13 protein-coding genes are annotated in these 13,797 nt (G+C 69.4%); 6 read left to right on the forward strand and 7 right to left on the reverse strand.

Going from position 1 to position 13,797, the window contains the following annotated elements; genetic code table 11:
- The 4 genes from bioD to bioB are packed head-to-tail and all read right to left on the reverse strand — an operon-like array spanning window position 1 to window position 4,355.
- Window positions 1–735: a dethiobiotin synthase gene (gene bioD / locus ABD154_RS01565; RefSeq protein WP_344249658.1), complete on the reverse strand. Its 735-nt coding sequence runs from the start codon at window positions 733–735 to the stop codon at window positions 1–3.
- Between the two features lie 2 nt (window positions 736–737).
- Window positions 738–1,871: an 8-amino-7-oxononanoate synthase gene (locus ABD154_RS01570; RefSeq protein WP_344249660.1), complete on the reverse strand. Its 1,134-nt coding sequence runs from the start codon at window positions 1,869–1,871 to the stop codon at window positions 738–740.
- Window positions 1,868–3,190 (reverse strand): adenosylmethionine--8-amino-7-oxononanoate transaminase, encoded by a 1,323-nt coding sequence (locus ABD154_RS01575; RefSeq protein WP_344249662.1) that lies wholly within the window; start codon window positions 3,188–3,190, stop codon window positions 1,868–1,870. The genes ABD154_RS01570 and ABD154_RS01575 overlap by 4 nt, the downstream gene beginning before the upstream one ends.
- Entirely contained in the window at window positions 3,183–4,355 is a 1,173-nt protein-coding gene (gene bioB, locus ABD154_RS01580; RefSeq protein WP_344249664.1) for a biotin synthase BioB, read from the reverse strand. Before bioB ends, ABD154_RS01575 begins: the two co-directional genes overlap by 8 nt.
- Window positions 4,356–4,571: 216 nt before the next feature.
- Here bioB and ABD154_RS01585 point away from each other — a divergent pair, with 216 nt between their 5' ends.
- The 3 genes from ABD154_RS01585 (at window position 4,572) to ABD154_RS01595 (ending at window position 7,655) form a co-directional block, all read left to right on the forward strand.
- Complete coding sequence (locus ABD154_RS01585) at window positions 4,572–5,105, forward strand: YdeI/OmpD-associated family protein (protein WP_344249666.1); 534 nt, start codon at window positions 4,572–4,574, stop codon at window positions 5,103–5,105.
- 164 nt (window positions 5,106–5,269) lie between these two features.
- Entirely contained in the window at window positions 5,270–7,420 is a 2,151-nt protein-coding gene (helR, locus tag ABD154_RS01590) for an RNA polymerase recycling motor ATPase HelR (protein WP_344249668.1), read from the forward strand.
- Between the two features lie 88 nt (window positions 7,421–7,508).
- Window positions 7,509–7,655, forward strand: coding sequence for a hypothetical protein (locus ABD154_RS01595; RefSeq protein WP_344249670.1), 147 nt, complete (start codon window positions 7,509–7,511; stop codon window positions 7,653–7,655).
- On the opposite strand, the gene ABD154_RS01600 is transcribed toward ABD154_RS01595, so the two are convergent.
- The 3 genes from ABD154_RS01600 to ABD154_RS01610 all read right to left on the reverse strand — a co-directional run bounded on the left by ABD154_RS01600 (window position 7,652) and on the right by ABD154_RS01610 (window position 10,126).
- A complete protein-coding gene (locus tag ABD154_RS01600) occupies window positions 7,652–8,827 on the reverse strand; it encodes an MFS transporter (protein WP_344249672.1) in 1,176 nt (391 codons plus the stop codon). The two genes, ABD154_RS01595 and ABD154_RS01600, sit on opposite strands and share 4 nt — an antisense overlap.
- Window positions 8,828–8,909: 82 nt before the next feature.
- The gene (locus ABD154_RS01605; protein ID WP_344249674.1) at window positions 8,910–9,311 is read right to left on the reverse strand and encodes a DoxX family protein; all 402 of its coding nucleotides are present in this window, start codon (window positions 9,309–9,311) and stop codon (window positions 8,910–8,912) included.
- A 149-nt stretch (window positions 9,312–9,460) separates the two neighbouring features.
- The gene (locus ABD154_RS01610) at window positions 9,461–10,126 is read right to left on the reverse strand and encodes a TetR/AcrR family transcriptional regulator (protein ID WP_344249677.1); all 666 of its coding nucleotides are present in this window, start codon (window positions 10,124–10,126) and stop codon (window positions 9,461–9,463) included.
- A 198-nt stretch (window positions 10,127–10,324) separates the two neighbouring features.
- On the opposite strand from ABD154_RS01610, the gene mhpA reads away from it, so the two are divergent.
- The 3 genes from mhpA (at window position 10,325) to ABD154_RS01625 (ending at window position 13,619) form a co-directional block, all read left to right on the forward strand.
- The gene (mhpA, locus tag ABD154_RS01615; protein WP_344249679.1) at window positions 10,325–11,941 is read left to right on the forward strand and encodes a bifunctional 3-(3-hydroxy-phenyl)propionate/3-hydroxycinnamic acid hydroxylase MhpA; all 1,617 of its coding nucleotides are present in this window, start codon (window positions 10,325–10,327) and stop codon (window positions 11,939–11,941) included.
- Window positions 11,938–12,852: a dioxygenase family protein gene (locus ABD154_RS01620; RefSeq protein ID WP_344249681.1), complete on the forward strand. Its 915-nt coding sequence runs from the start codon at window positions 11,938–11,940 to the stop codon at window positions 12,850–12,852. The genes mhpA and ABD154_RS01620 overlap by 4 nt, the downstream gene beginning before the upstream one ends.
- 122 nt (window positions 12,853–12,974) lie before the next feature.
- Window positions 12,975–13,619, forward strand: coding sequence for a DUF998 domain-containing protein (locus tag ABD154_RS01625; RefSeq protein ID WP_344249683.1), 645 nt, complete (start codon window positions 12,975–12,977; stop codon window positions 13,617–13,619).
- Window positions 13,620–13,797: the final 178 nt, after the last annotated feature.

The following is a 13,797-nucleotide window of genomic DNA, read 5'->3' on the forward strand; positions in this document are numbered from 1 at the left end:
TCAGGCGAGGCTCGTCCAGCTGCCTGCCGCGGCGCGGAAGGCGGCTGGGCGCAGCTGTCCGGCGCCGGCGGGGACGGCGCCGAGCACCGGAGCGCTGTCGCCGAGGCGGCGACGGTTGTCGACGGCGACCGGAGCGGGATCGGTGGGCCACGAGCCGAGGACGATTCCGCCGATGGGAAGCCCGCGGGCCCGCAGGGCCTCACAGGTCAGTGCCGTGTGGTTGAGGGTTCCGAGGCCCGCCCGGCTGACGATGACGAATTCGACCCGGACCGCGGGATCGAGCTCGATGAGCGCGGAAGCGATGTCGGCCAGCGTGTGACCGTCGCCGAAGTCGACGAGGAGACCCCCGGCCCCCTCGACGATGACCGCGGCGGGGTCGGCCGTATCCCGACCGCACGCGAGGATCGCCTCGGCGTGGTCACGGGGCGTCGGCAGCGAGACTCCGGCCGCAACGGCGGCGGCCGCCGGTGCCATCGGCAGTCTCAGGCTCACCCCGGTCGACCAGGGGACGCCGGCGAGCGTCCCGGCGATCTCGGCGTCACCGCGGGTGACGAAGTCGGTGTAGAGGGCTTCGAGGTCGCCGCGGTGCGGGTCGTCGGCGGCGATGAGACCGGTCTGCACCGGTTTGCGGAGGTGCACCGCGACAGAGCGCTGCCGCAGTCGGACGGCGAGCGCCGCTGACACGATGGTCTTGCCGACCCCCGTGTCGGTCCCGGTGATGACGATGCAGCGCATCCTCAGCCCATCTCCGCGACGACGGCGCCGATCGCCTCGGCGGCGGTGTCGACGTCGGCCGCGGTGAGGTCGCCGCGACAGGTGATGCGCAGGCGGGAGATGCCGTCGGGAACCGAGGGCGGACGAAAGCACCCCACGGTCAGGCCCCGCTCCCGGAGTGCGTCACGCGCGGCGACGGCCGCCCGGGCCGAGGGCATCGGCACAGACGCCACGGCCCCGGCCGGCTCCTCGATTCCGAGAGCCGTCGTCAGAGCTCGCCGATTGGCGGCCAGTTGCGCCACCGGTGCCTCACCGGCGGCGATGAGCTGGATTGCGGCGGTGGCCGCGGCCGCTGCGGCCGGGGCGAGTCCGGTGTCGAAGATGAAGGTCCGGGCGGTGTTGACCAGGGCGTCCCGGACCGCGGCGGGTCCGAGGACCGCTCCGCCTTGGGCTCCCAGGGACTTGGACAGGGTCGCCGTGACGACGACGCGGTCACGGTGGTCGACCAGTGCCGCGGCCGCGCCCGCTCCCCCGCCGACGACGCCGATGCCGTGGGCTTCGTCGATGACGAGCAGGGCATCGAAGCGTGCGCAGAGCTCGAGGAGACGCGCAAGGTCCGGAGCATCGCCGAGGACCGAGTAGACGGACTCGACGACGACGATCGCCTCGGGCTGGGTGCGCTGCCGCAGGGCCTCCTCGACGGCGGTGGCGTCCCCGTGCGGGGTGCGCACGACCTCGGCCTTCGAGAGACGGCAGGCGTCGATGAGCGAGGCGTGGTTGTGGGCGTCGGAGACGATGAGACAGTCGGGTCCGGTCAGCGCGGTGAGCACCGCGAGGTTCGCGGCGTAGCCCGAGGAGAAGACGAGCGCCGTGTCCCGCCCGGTGAGCGCGGACAGCGCCGCTTCGGCCTCATGGTGGGCCGGGGTGGTGCCCGTGACGAGTCGTGAGGCCCGCGCGGATGTGCCCCAGCGTGCGATCGCCTCGCATCCGGCGGCGATGACGCTCGGATGGTTCGCGAGTCCGAGATAGTCGTTCGAGGCGAGATCGAGACCGTGCGGCCCGGCATCGACGCGGTCGAGCCCGGCCTCGGCACGGGCTCGCGCCTCGGCGCCGAGGCGGTCGAGGATCCGGTTCGCCTCACGCACGGGCGCGGTCACGGGCAGCCCTCCGCGGCGGCGAGCATCGCCGCACAGATCCCGGCGACGTCCTCGGTCGTCGCGATGTACGGCGGCATCGTGTAGATGTGCGTGCGGAAGGGGCGCAGCCAGACACCGTGGTCCGCGGCGATGCGGGTGACGGTGCCGACGTCGACGGGGCGATGCATCTCGAGGACGCCGATCCCACCGACGACGCGGACGTCGGCGACCCCGGGCAGCGCCGCGGCCGGTGCCAGTCCCGCAGTGAGGCCCTCCCCGATCCGGGTGACGGCTGTCGCCCACGCAGGCGTGCCGTCGGGGGTGGCAGCGAAGAGCAGATCGAGGGACGCCCGCGCCGCAGCGCAGGCCAGGGGGTTGGCCATGAATGTCGGCCCGTGCATGAGGGCACGGTGAGGTGATCCGGCGATCACCTCGGCGAGATCGCTCGCACAGAGCACCGCGGCCAGGGTCATGTACCCGCCGGTCAGCGCCTTGCCGAGGCAGAGGATGTCGGGAACGATGCCGGCCTGTTCGCAGGCGAACGCGGTTCCGGTGCGGCCGAAGCCGGTGGCGATCTCGTCGGCGATGAGCACGGCGTCGAGGTCGCGGGCACGGGCGGCGAGATGGCGGAGTGCGCGGACGTCGTACGGGCGCATCCCGCCCGCACCTTGGAAGAGGGGTTCGACGATGATGCCGGCGAGCTCGTCACCGTGGCGGTCGCAGAGCTCGTCGACGGCCGCACACCACGCGTCGATCTCGGCATCGGGGGCGCCCGGCAGCGGCGGCCGCGGGGCGAAGAGCTGTTCGGTGAGCACGGCCCGGAAGTCGGCGTGCATGCTCTCGACCGGGTCGCACACGCTCATCGCACCGGTGGTGTCGCCGTGATAGGCCCCGCGCAGGGCGAGGAAGCGTCCGCGGTCGCGGCCCTGGGCGCGCTGGTACTGGATGGCGGTCTTGAGTGCGACCTCGACCGAGACCGACCCGGAATCGGCGAGGAACACGTGGTCGAGGCCCGTCGGGGTCACGGCGACGAGGCGCTCGGCGAGGTCGACCGCCGGTTCGTGGGTGAGCCCGCCGAACATGACATGGGAGAACGACCGCAGCTGGGACTCGAGTGCCTGGTCGAGTGTGGGATTGCGGTACCCGTGGACGACCGACCACCAGGAACTCATCCCGTCGAGGGCGGTGATGCTGCGCCCGTCGCGTCCGACGAGGTCGACGCGGGGGCCGCGGGCACCGGCGACCGCGAAGTGCGAGCCATCGGCGAGGGCGCCGTAGGGATGCCAGAGCAGGCCGCGCTCGCGGTCGTGGAGACCGGCGACGGTCGTGGTCTCACGCATTGGGGGCCGCGGCCGTTCCCGCCCCGCGGCGGCGGATCGTGGGGACGACGATCCCGTCGGGCGCGGTGGAGGCCGCGGCCGTCTTCCCGCACGGCAGGCTCGAAGAGGCCGGGGAGGCCTCGGGAAGAAGAGCGGCGGTGCGGGCCGCCTTCGCCGCGCGCACCTGCTCCCGCAGTTCGGCTGCGCTGTCGGCGCCGACGATGGAGAAGCCGCCGTCGACGATCATATCGAGATCCGCCTCGGCGTCCTGGCCCTCGCTCGTGAGGTAGTCGCCGAGGAACAGGGAGTTGGCGACGTGGAGGGCGAGCGGCTGGAGAGTGCGCAGGTGCATCTCGCGACCGCCGGCGATGCGCAGCTCGCTGTCCGGGCACATCAACCGCACTGCGCAGAGGATGCGCAGGCAGTGCTGGGGAGTGAGTTCGTGGGTTCCCGCCAGCGGGGTGCCCTCGAACGGGATGAGGAAGTTGACGGGGATGGAGTCGGCGTTGAGGCGACGCAGTTCGAGGATCGTCTCGACGATCTGCTCCGGGGTCTCCCCCATGCCGACGATGAGCCCGGAGCACGGGGAGAGTCCCGCATCGCGGGCCTGCTCGACGGTGTCGACGCGGTCGGCGAAGGTGTGCGTCGAGCAGATCTCGGCATAGTTGGACTCGGCGGTGTTGAGGTTGTGGTTGTAGGCGTCGACCCCGGCCGATCGGAGGCGCTCGGCCTGACCGCCTTTGAGGAACCCGAGGCACGCGCAGACCTCGACGTCGGGGTTGTGGGCTTTGATGTCCTCGGTCATCGACGCCACCCGTTCGACGTCCCGGTTGGAGGGGCCGCGGCCGCTGGCGACGAGGCACACCCGGGAGGCACCGCCGGCGAGACCGAACTCCGCTTGCCGGCGCGCTTCGTCACCGGGCAGCCATGAGTACTTGAGGATCTCCGATTCCGACCCCAGGCGCTGGGAGCAGTAGCCGCAGTCCTCCGGGCACAGTCCCGATTTGAGGTTGACGAGATAGTTGACCTTGACCGCGTCGCCGAAGTGCAGGCGGCGGACCCGCGCGGCGGCCGCGACGACGTCGAGGAGGTCGTCATCGGAGGACTGCAGAATGGCCAGAGCCTCGTCGAGGGTGGCCGGCGAACCGGAGCAGGCGCGATCGGCGATGGTGGTGAAAGACGGCATGGCCACGATCATTGAACACTGTTCAGGAAAAGTCAATCCTCCTCGCGGCTCCGCCTGTCGCCTCCCCCGGCCCCGGTCGCAGAGGATGATGGGCGCAGAGGGTGATGAGCGCACCGGTCAGGAATCGAGAAGCCTGCTCAGCTGCCCGCGAGTATCCTGGGACAAGAGCAGTTGAGGGGATCCGGACGGCCGGATCCCGGGCCCGTGAGGAGAGACATGGCAGCGACGCAGACCGCACCGATCGAGTTCGCCGGAGAGGTGTCGACGCTCGGTGATCGCACGATCATCCGGCTGAGTCCCGACGCGAGTGCGGAACTTCCCTCACGAGGTCAGGTCGCCGCCGAGGCGGTCGTCGGCGACGCGCGGTTCGCGACGGTTGTCGAGCCCGATGGGATGCGCGGTCACTGGCTCAATCTCGATGAGGTTGCGGGCCTCGCGGACGGCGCGACGGTGTCCGTGACGCTGACGCCGACGAAGGACTGGCCCGAGGTGAGCGTGCCGGAGGATCTCGCCTCGGCACTCGCGGATGCCGGCGATCTCGATGACACGTGGGCGAGCCTGACCCCGATGGCCCGGTGGGAGTGGGTGCGCTGGATCAAGGCGACGAAGAACCCCGCGACGCGAGCCAAGCGCGTCGGCGTGGCCATCGACAAGCTCGAGAACGGCAAGCGCCGACCGTGCTGCTTCGACCTGTCCTCCTGCACGGATCCGGAGCTGTCGAAGAGCGGGAAGCTCATCGACTTCCGCTGACACCCTCCCGGTCGAGCACTCCGACTCGTCGTCATGAGCGGCTGACGAGCGGCCGGCATCTCCTCGCATTTTCAGGATATCAGCGCACAGGGGGCTTGCCGCAAGGCCCCGGACAGGGTGAACAATGGGTGCCTCACCTCGCCGTTCACCCTCCAGGAGCCTCCTTGCGAACCAGCGCCTTCGCCCTGCCCGCTCGTCTTTCCGCCAAAGCCCGACCGCACCTCATCGCCGCCGACGACGCGCTGTTCTCCCGCGTCTCCCAAGCCCAGGAGACCGAGTCCGACCGGCTGACCACCCGCCTCGCCGAGCTGCGAGCGACACCCGCGGCCTCCGGTGAGGCGGCCGTCGAACGCGACGCCCTCGTCCGCGATGCCTCCGCGCAGCTGAGCCTGCTCGGCCGCTTCGACCTCGACCTGTGCCTCGGTCGGATGGTGACCACGACCGGTGAGACGATCCACATCGGCCGGATGGGCATCCGCGACGAGCATGGCGACCCACTGCTCGTCGATTGGCGCACTGCTGCGGCCGAACCGTACTTCGCCGCCACCCTCGCCTCCCCCTTCGGTCTCACGAGCAGGAGGCGATATCGCTGGCGGGACGGCGTGGTCATCGACTACTGGGATGAGCAGCTGAGTCCCGACGGCGGTGCCGATGCCGCTGTGCTCGACGACCAGTCAGCCTTCCTCGCTGCACTCTCCGCAGTGCGCTCGCCGCAGATGCCCGATGTCCTCGGCACCATCCAGGCCGACCAGGATGCGGTCATCCGCACGTCTGCTCGTCGACCGCTCGTCGTCGACGGCGGGCCGGGCACGGGCAAGACCGTCGTTGCGCTGCACCGGGCCGCCTACCTGCTCCATTCCGCACCGCAGGTGAGATCCGGAGGCGGGCTGCTCTTCATCGGCCCGACCGCATCGTATCTGCGCTACGTCGACGACGTCCTCCCCCGCCTCGGCGAGGATGCGGTGCAGATGTGCACGCTGAGCGACCTCGTGCCGGAGACTGCCACGGCTCCCGAGTCTGCGGACTCCGCCCGGATCAAAGGCGCGCTCGATCCCGCCGAGGTGGTCGACCGGGCCGTCTCGCTCTTCGAGCAGCCGCCGACCGACGACCTGAGCGTCCCGACTCCGGCCGGCGAGATTCCGGTCGGACTGGGGATGTGGGCCGAAGCGTTCCGGGCCGGGATCGGGACGACGCCGCACAACGACGCCCGTGATGAGGTGTGGGACGAACTCGTCGACATCATCGTCGACCATGCCCGGGACCTCGATGAGGACATCGACGAGGGGTTGACTCGGCGCATGGTCCGCTGCGATCCGGCGCTTCGGGCGGCACTGACCGCCGCATGGCCCGTGCTCGATCCGCTCGACGTCGTCGGCGACCTGTGGACCGTGCCGGCCTACCTGGGCATGTGCGCACCGGGGCTGGCGCCGACGCAGATCGACGCGCTCATCCGCCGTGGGCCGCGGGACTGGACAGCATCGGATCTGCCGTTCCTCGATGCCGCCCGCCGTCGCATCGGCGACCCGGACGCTCTCCGTCGTCGACGCACCGACGAGCGCGAGTCCGCCGCCGAACGCGCGCGGATGAGCGACGTCATCGACGACCTCATCTCCGCCGACGACAGCGAGCTGCGGGAGATGACGATGCTCCGCGGTGCCGACCTGCAGACCGCTCTCGAGAATTCCGGTGGTCGAACGGTGCCGCAATCGGATCGGCTCGCCGGTCCGTTCGGTCACATCATCGTCGACGAAGCCCAGGAGCTCACCGATGCCCAGTGGCGGATGATCCTCGACCGGTGCCCCTCGAAGTCGGTGACGATCGTCGGCGACCGCGCTCAGGCGAGGGATGGGTTCGCCGAGACGTGGGAGGTACGGCTGTCGCGGGCGGGGCTGAGCGTCGAGACGGTGCATCTGAGCGTCAACTATCGCACCCCTGCCGAGGTGATGGCCGAAGCCGGTCCCGTCATCCGCGCCGCCCTCCCCGATGCGAATGTGCCCGACTCCGTGCGCACCGCCGGACACCCGGTGCGCCGTGAACGGACGGAGGCGCTCATCCCCGTCGTCGAAGCGTGGCTGAGCGCCCACGAACAGGGCACTGTCGGCATCATCCCGGCCGACCCCAGTGTCCTCCCCGTCTCGGATCGCTGGCGGCGATCCGAGCGGGTGAACGCGTTCACTCCACTCGAGGTCAAGGGTCTCGAGTTCGATCTCGTCGTCCTCGTCGACCCCGATCGGTTCGGCGACGGCATCACCGGTGCCGTCGACCGCTACGTCGCGATGACCCGATCAACCGCGGAGCTGGTTATCCTCTCCTGACGCCGCCCGAATTGAGGCCATCAGTCTGGCTCAGCACAATGACACCATTCGCGCAGGCCTCGAAGAGCGCGGCGATGCCGCACGGAGCGTGCTCGCACGCGCATTCGGGGGTGACGACGAAAGGGACGGTTCGCGTCACTACGCGATGCTCATCGGCGTAGCCGCCCAGTGGCTGCTCGACCCGGACTCGGCGCCGAGTGCTGAAGAGATCACCTCGCCGATTTCGGAGGACTAAGGCGCCGTGCCGGTCTCGTCGCCACGCGACGCGGGACGAAGAGCGAGGAGGATGCCGAGACTCCCGGCGAGCACCGCGCCGGTGACCGTCCACGGCAGGCCCACAGCAGAGGAGATCCCGCCGATGAGCAGCGGACCGATCAGACCCGCGGTGTAGCCGACCACACTGATGCGGGCGATCGAGGCCGCCGGATCGCCGAACCGGGAGGCCCGGCTCAGGGTGATCGGAAACACCGGACCGATCGCCAAGCCGATGACCACGATCGACCCCACGACGATCCCGGGCACCGCGCTGAGCATTCCGATCGTCATCGCCGTCGCGGCCGTCACTGCCCCGGCACAGAGGATCACCGTTTCGCCGAGGCGGTCGGCCAGCAGGTCGGTGACTGCCCGTGATCCGACCATGGCCACGGAGAACAGCGTGAGCGCCAACGCACCCTGCGTTGCGGTGGCGCCCAGGTCACGAGTGAGCAGGAGCGCCGACCAATCGGTGATGACGCCCTCGAGCAGCAGTCCGCAGATGGCCATGACGGCGATCGCCGCCGGGAGGTGCGAGGTGAAGCGAGGACCGTCGGGAGGGCGTGCGGTTTCGGGCACGCGCTCCCGCTCAGGCCCTCGTCCCTCAGCGCGCAGGAGACCGGGAGCAGCAGTTGCCGCGAGGACAACGAGCACGGCTGCCACGACCGCGAAATGCCCCGCGACGCTCGCACCGAGGGCGGTCGCGACGAGCGCACCGACACCGCCGGCCACGACCCCGAGACTGAATCCGGCGTGAAGCCGTCCGAGCACGCCCGAGCGCAGTCGATGCTCGATGCGCACCCCTGTGAGGTTCATCGTGATGTCGCACAGGCCCCCGGCGACACCCATGCCGAAGAGAGCCGCGAAGAGCGCAACGAGGTTCGGTGCCGCGGCGATCACCGGCAGGCCGAGGGAGAACGCCGTCGCAGAGAGGAGGCTGACGAGTTCGGGCGACACCCAACGGGTCAGGTGACCGGCACACAACATCGCCGGGATGGCTCCGGCGGCGAAGCCGAGCAGAGCGATGCCCAATGCCGCGTCACCCACGTCGAGTGCGGCTGCGACCTCGGGAATGCGCGGCGACCAGCTGGCCATGACTGAGCCGTTGATGAAGAAGATGAGCCAGAGGCTCACGAGGTGGTGGCGCTGAGACATGGTGACCCCTTGGGCCGCCCTCACGATGCCTGCTGACGTCTGCCCGGACGGGTCAGGCACACGGGCACTCGCTGCGTCCAGGCTACCAATGACCGCCGTTCGGCGCACCGACCGGAGGTCGGTCCTGCGCGCCCCTGTCGGTGGCGATCGCCCACGACATCTGCACGAGGGGAATCTGCAGCGGCAGGCGCGCGAGCGCGATTGCCCGCCCGCGGGGTGAGTGCCAGTACTTGACCACGGTGTAGATGTTGGCCGGGTAGACGGCGACCATGAGTGCCGCCGAGGCGGCCCCTCCGAGGCGTCGTGTGCCAGGGTTGGCGAGCAGGGCGGCGCAGCCGAGTTCGGCGACCCCGCTCGCATAGGTCCACGCCCGCCGATTGCCGAGGGCAGGCGGGACGATCGAGTCGAATGTCCGCGGTCGGATGAAATGCATGGCTCCGGCGAGTCCGAGCAGGCCGGTCATCAGTGCAGGTCTCAGTCTCATCGGACTCCTCTGGGTGAATATGTCAGCGTCACGGACAGGTCAGTCGTCAGGCTAGTCGATCTCCGCGTGACAGTGTTACCGATGAGTATTCGAAGGCCCGGCGCACTCGGATGGACCGATCCGACGTGCGTCCCCGGGGCCGCGTCCGGTCACTCAGGTGCGGCTGGACTCCTGATCCCGTCGGATGGGTCGAGCGGCGGCAGAGGCGGCAGCGGTCGCCGGGCAAGGTCGCGCGCCTCCTCACGCGAGATCCCCACCATCCGCAGCAGGTACTGCGTGTAGGTGGCGACGACTTCATCGGACCCCCCGCGCTCAAGTCGCAGACGCATCGCCGAGAGCAGCGCCCCGAAGGTCATCGCCCCGGCCAGGGCGACGTCGTCGATGTCGAAGCGACCGCTGTCGACGCCCTTCTGGATGTCCCGGTTGGCGCGCGGACCCAGCACGTCGAGCAGCCCCGCATGGGCGAGACCGAGCCGGACGAGCAGCCACCCCCACACCGGATCGGAGATCGCCGTCGTCGCCAGGTGCCGCAGAGACACCGCGTAGACCTCGGCGGCATCGTCGAAGTCCCCGGTCAGCGCATCAAGACGCTGGCCGAAGGTCTCGACGAGATCGAAGACGACCTCATCGGTGAGCTGTTCGACGGAGGTGAAGTAGTTGTAGAACGTCCCGACGGCGATATCGGCGCCGTTCGACACAGCCCGAATCGTCAGCGCCTCCGGTCCGCCGGTGGCGATGACGTCGCGCGCGGCATCGAGGATGCGACGACGGGTCGCCTCGGCCTTGCGGGCACGCCGGTCAGGAGATTCTGCCATGGACACGATTGTGCCTGCTCAGGCCACGCCTCGGCCAGCAGGCGCGCGAGGTCGGAGGAGATGGGAACGGACGACAGCCTCGGCGCGCGGGGAGAACTCCCAGGCGGAATCCGCGGACAAACCCTTGACGGCCTCTCACCCCCTCCCCATAATGAACATAAGTTCAACGATGAACAGATGTTCACATAGGAGTGAGACATGACCCCCGCATCCGCACCCACCGTCGAACACACCGCCGATGTCGTCATCAACGGCCTCGGTCCCGTCGGCCTCCTCGCCACGATCCTCCTCGGTCGCCAGGGCTACCGCGTTCACGCCCTTGACCGGTGGCACACGCAGTACGGACGCCCGCGTGCGGTGACGTTCGATCATGAGATCGCCCGCGTGCTCGCGATGATCGGGATCGACCCCGACAACGACCCGGCGATCGACTTCCACGACGACCACTACTACTGGCTCAACGGGGACGGCGAGATCCTCATGGAGATCGACTGGCTGGGCAAGGAGGACAACGGGTTCCGCAAGCGGTACTGGTTCAGCCAGCCCGAACTCGAGGACCGGCTGCGCGTCATCGCCCAGACCCTGCCGAATGTCACCCTCCATTTCGGACGCGACACCGTCGCCTTCGCCCAGGACGAGGACGGTGTCACCCTCGACTTCCGGGAGACGGTGCCCGGTCTGCGCACCGTCGACTACGCCGAGGGCGGGGAGTCCGGTCGGATCCGGGCGCGGTATGCGATCGGGGCGGATGGGGCGAATTCGTTCCTCCGGGAAGCGGTCGGGGCGGAGATGACGGATCTCGGCTTCCTCTTCCACTGGCTCATCGTCGACACGAAGCCCGAGGTCATGCCCTCGTACATGACGCACCACTTCCAGGTCTGCGATCCCGTGCGGCCGACCACGGTCGTGCCGGGCGGACCGGGCAGGCGCCGGTGGGAGTTCATGATGCTGCCCGACGACGATCTCCAGGAGATGCTCACCCCGGAGGCGGCATGGAAGCTCCTCGAGCCGTGGGACATCCGTCCCGACAACGCCTCGCTCGAGCGCCTGGCCCTCCCCCGGTTCGAGGCGAAGTACCTCGAGAAGTGGCATCACGGGCGGACGATGCTCGTCGGAGATGCCGCCCATCTCATGCCGCCGTTCGCCGGTGAGGGCATGTGCGCGGGGCTGCGTGACGTCGTCAATCTCGCATGGCGCCTCGATCTCGTGCTCCAGGGGCTCGCCGACGGGAACCTCCTCGACGCATGGTCCGACGAGAGGCGCGATCAGGCGAAATGGTACATCGAGTTCTCCGTCGACCTCGGCAAGATCATCTGCATCACCGATCCCGCCGAGGCGGCGGCCCGGGACGCGCGCATGCTCGCCGAACATGCCGAACAGTCGAAGGTCGGGCCGCTGCCGGCGCATGAGACGATCCTCGGCCCCGGCACCTGGGTCGCCGAGGACGGCACCGCGGGCAAGACGGGCATCCAGGGGCGTGTCGCCCACCGGGGGCGGACCGGACGGTTCGACGATGCCGTCGGCCACGGCTGGTTCCTCCTATCGACTCCCGAGGCGGCCGGAGACCTCGATCCGGGTCTGGCCGCCGACCACGAGAGAGTCGGGGGCCGGCAGCTGACGGTCGGGGGTCCCGACAGCGGTGCCGAGGTCATCGATCTCGACGGCACGTATGCGACGTGGATGGGTGAGCACGGTGCCCGCCACCTCCTCATGCGACCGGACTTCTACGTCGCCTTCGTCGCCGGTGATGCCGCCGAACTCAACACGCGCCTGGAGGCGATCCTCTCGGGGATGATCGTGCGGGCGGCAGCATGAGCGACATCTCCCCCGAGCAGTCGGCGCGCGAACAGGGACTCGTCGATGAGGTCATCGCGTCGTTCGCCGGCACCGACGACGCTCGCCTCAAAACTGTCATGGAGGCCCTCACCCGGCATCTGCACGCCTTCCTCCGGGAGGTGCGCCTCACCGAGGCGGAGTGGAACGCCGGCATCCGCTTCCTCACCGATGCCGGGCACATCACGACCGAGACGAGGCAGGAGTTCGTGCTCCTCTCGGACACGCTCGGGGCATCGATGCAGGTCGTGGGCATGAACAATCCCGAGCACGCGAATGCCACCGAGGCGACGGTCTTCGGGCCCTTCTTCGTCGACGATGCCCCGGAGATCGCCCGTGGAGAGGACATGGCGTTCGGGGCGCTCGGCGAACCCTGCCTCGTTGAAGGGTCGGTCACGGACACTGAGGGCAATCCGATCCCCGGGGCGCGCATCGAGGTGTGGGAGGCCGACGAGGACGGCTTCTACGACGTCCAGTACGACGACGAGAGAACGGCTGCCCGGGCGCATCTGTTCTCCGACGAATCCGGCACCTACCGGTTCTGGGGGCTGTTTCCCACGCCGTACCCGATTCCCGACGACGGACCCGTCGGAGCGATGCTCGCCGCGACCGGGCGCTCGCCGATGCGCGCGAGCCATTTGCACTTCATGGTCACGGCACCGGGATTCCGGACGCTCGTCACGCACATCTTCGTCCGCGGTGATGAGCAGCTGGAGATCGGTGACAGCGTCTTCGGCGTCAAGGAGTCGCTCATCATGGACTTCTCGCATCATGCGCCCGGCACCCCGACCCCCGACGGACATGACGTCGGTGGCAGAGGGTGGGCTGAGACGCGTTTCGACATCGTCCTCGCCCCCGGCGATGGGGAGGGCATGCGCGTCGCGGGGTCATGACTTTCCCGCCGGTCGCCTCGCATCACCTCTGATCGTCCTACGATGAACGCAGACCGCGTCTCCGGTTGCCGCATCCCCAGCGCGATCGGCGGCGATCGCGTTCGACGAGGAGGGCGAGGCACATGAGGCAGCGCTGGCGAATTGGGGCAGCTTTCTGGGTGGCCAGCGCGCTGCTGCTGCCCGTCCAGCTCATCGTGGCCCTGCAGTGGCCGGACGGGTACTCGGTGACGCGGAATGCGATCAGCGACCTCGGTGTCACGGTCTGCGGCCCGTTCACCGAGGGCGGGGACGTCCGCGAGGTCTGCTCACCGTGGCACGTCGGGTTCAATGCGGGCATGGTCGCCTCCGGTGTACTGACGGCCCTTGGTGCAGTGCTGCTGCACGGCTGCTGGAGGCGCCGGACTGGACGCGTGGCGACGATTCTCATGGCCGTCGTCGGAGTGTGTGTCGTCGCGGTGGGCTTCGCGCCGTGGGATCAACAGCCGGCCCTGCATGACGGCGCCGCGGCAGCTCAGGCTCTCGTCCAGTGGGCGGCGATGCTCCTGCTTGCCGTTGCCGTCGGTCGCAGTGTCTTCAGGTGGCTGACGATTGCCGCCGTCGCCGTCTCGATCCTCGGATTCGCAGCATTCCTCCTTGCCCTCGACGGCGCCGCGCTGCCGGGTCTGAGCTTCGGTATCGCCGAACGTCTCTCCTTCGACACGCTCACCGTCTGGACGGCAGCGGTCGGCGTCGCCGTGCTCCTCGGTAGTCGATCTGGTCATGGATAGGCAGACAGGGCTTGGCGTAGTCCACCGGCGTCACCTCCGGACAAAGAAAATCGGCCCGAGCCGTGAAGCGAGCGGGCCGATCATGATGAACCCAGTGTAGCTGGAGTCATGGTCGGGGACCGCGGGCGGGGGGGGGAACCGCTGCGACGACACCGATGACTTCTGACTTCACCGGCTG

Origin of the sequence: Brevibacterium sanguinis, assembly GCF_039528855.1 — a bacterium.
GTDB lineage: Bacteria > Actinomycetota > Actinomycetes > Actinomycetales > Brevibacteriaceae > Brevibacterium > Brevibacterium sanguinis.